General features: G+C 53.1%; 1 protein-coding gene. It reads right to left on the bottom strand.

Annotated elements, in window-relative coordinates; all coding sequences use genetic code 11:
• Positions 1 to 226: 226 nt before the first annotated feature.
• Positions 227 to 1,861 carry a transposase gene (locus tag Q0106_RS00410; RefSeq protein ID WP_297607492.1) on the bottom strand — a complete coding sequence of 545 codons (1,635 nt, stop codon included), beginning with the start codon at positions 1,859 to 1,861 and terminating at the stop codon, positions 227 to 229.
• Between the last annotated feature and the right edge of the window lie 91 nt (positions 1,862 to 1,952).

Raw genomic sequence — 1,952 nt, 5'->3', positions numbered from 1 at the left:
GATAAAACTATACAGGGCTGAGCTTCAATAAATATTTGTAATCGTCAGCCCTGCTATGAAATATAGCAATAAAGCTGAAAATCAGGCTACATACGTACGCCGGTAGACCAATTTAGACTCATAAATTCAAGGGGAATTCCATAAAATAAATGCCTGTAAATTCTGAAAATTTCAGAGTTTACTAAAAGAACCTCAATTCTTCCCACTATAGTGAGCCGGAAGATCGTTACTTTCTAGGGCGACCTCTTGGACGAGGAGGCCCATAGATGATCGGCCGCACTCTGGGGCGCCCCGGCTTGCGCTTCGGCTGAAGGGGTACTTCCTGAGCCTTCGCGGGTTCTGGATTTTTGCGCGGCCGGCCGCGTTTTTTGGGCTCCGACGCTTTGTCTTTGCCGGGCAAAGCGAGCTCCAAAGCTACCAGCAGCTCTCCATCGCACTTCAGCAGGCGATTCCAGTATTCGTCATCAACCTGCGGAAGGCTCTCCCGCGGCGTCTTGCGTTTGCGCCAGCACGTTCTGAGCGAGTCCATGACATCCCCGAACGTTGCATTGTCGAGGACCCCTGCCTTCGACATTCGCTTCACGATGCGGGATGTCAGGATGGAGGCTATGAGGTCGACAAATTCGGATCCGCGGACGGAGTAGTCGGATTGGACCCGGGTTACGCCGAAATCAAGACTGTTCTTGTAAACATCGAAGAACATCTCCAGCTGCCAGCGCTGTTCGTAGCACGCGTAGACCTCAGCGCACGTCATGTCGAGATCCGACTCAAAGACGATTGTTCCGTACGAGCTGCAGTGCTCATCGTAGTTCTTCTTGTCGTATGAATCGCTCCTGCGCTGGCGGTCCATGAAGGAGTTGTCTTCCGCCTGAGCCTTCCATGAATCCCTGAAGGAGTAGAGGAAGCGCCCGTTTTCCATCTGTACCTTTTTGCAGCGGATGCGCTTATCAATGCCGCGCAGACAATCCTCGAAATCGAGCATGGCGTGCTCTGCAATCTTCTTGTCCGAGTGCTTCAGCGGCGTGAGGAAATGGAGCCCTTCATGCTTCTTGAGCAGACCTTCAATTGCCTTGGGAGGGAATCCCTTGTCCGTGATCAGAACGCCTCGTTCGATTTTGTTTTCCGAAACGAATGAGTTGTAGGCGCGGGCGTCGATCATATTGCCCGGATAGACCTGGGCGCATAAGGGTTCCTGAGCTTCCAGGTCATAGGCGTAGATGACGGAAATCTCTTTGCAGCCCTTTACGCGAGCCTTTCTCGAGAAGGCAGACAAATCATTGACGATGCTGGTGTTCTGTTTGAGCGTCCCATCAATGATGATGTGGTGATCCTTGCAGACGGCGGCGAGCCTTGCGGCGATGAAGGCATTCATCTTGCCGGCATCCTGGCCGAGGAGGGTAAGGAACTTGCTGATGGTGTTCTCAGAGAGAGGAAGTCCGGGGTAGAAAACCGAGATGAAGGACTTTTCGTAATGCTGACGGCAGCGGGAGATTTTGATGCCCTTGCGCTCAATGCGGAGCAAGGCGAGAGCAAGAATCATGCAGGCATCCTTGACGTCGTAGACCTTGAAGAGCTCATCGTCGAGCCCTCGAAGTTCATCGTGAAGCAGTGCCGCGGCCCCGTAAGAGAGGTAGTCGGGACCGTCTTCTGCAAGAACCGCCGCGGACTGGCGGGGCACAAACTTGCCGTCAATGATGTGCCCTATGACCGGCCCGTTCACCGGGCGCGGGTTGCAGCCTGGCTTGCAAATGGAAGCCCGACGACTGTGAACCGCATAGCGCTTGGCGCCATTGCTGCCGCTGTCGATGACAACGGTATTGCGTGGTCTCGGAACCTTGCGGATGTGCTCTGGAACGGCCATGAAAATATCCTTTTAAATATCGTACATATTATAGTTCGTGAATTCCCAGAAATCCGTTAACAGGGTCTGAAAGAAATTCATATCCCGGCTT

It is taken from the genome of uncultured Sutterella sp. (assembly GCF_937923675.1).
GTDB lineage: Bacteria > Pseudomonadota > Gammaproteobacteria > Burkholderiales > Burkholderiaceae_F > Sutterella.
The sequence above is the reverse complement of the archived record's forward strand: the minus strand, read 5'-3'. Positions and strand labels throughout refer to the sequence as shown.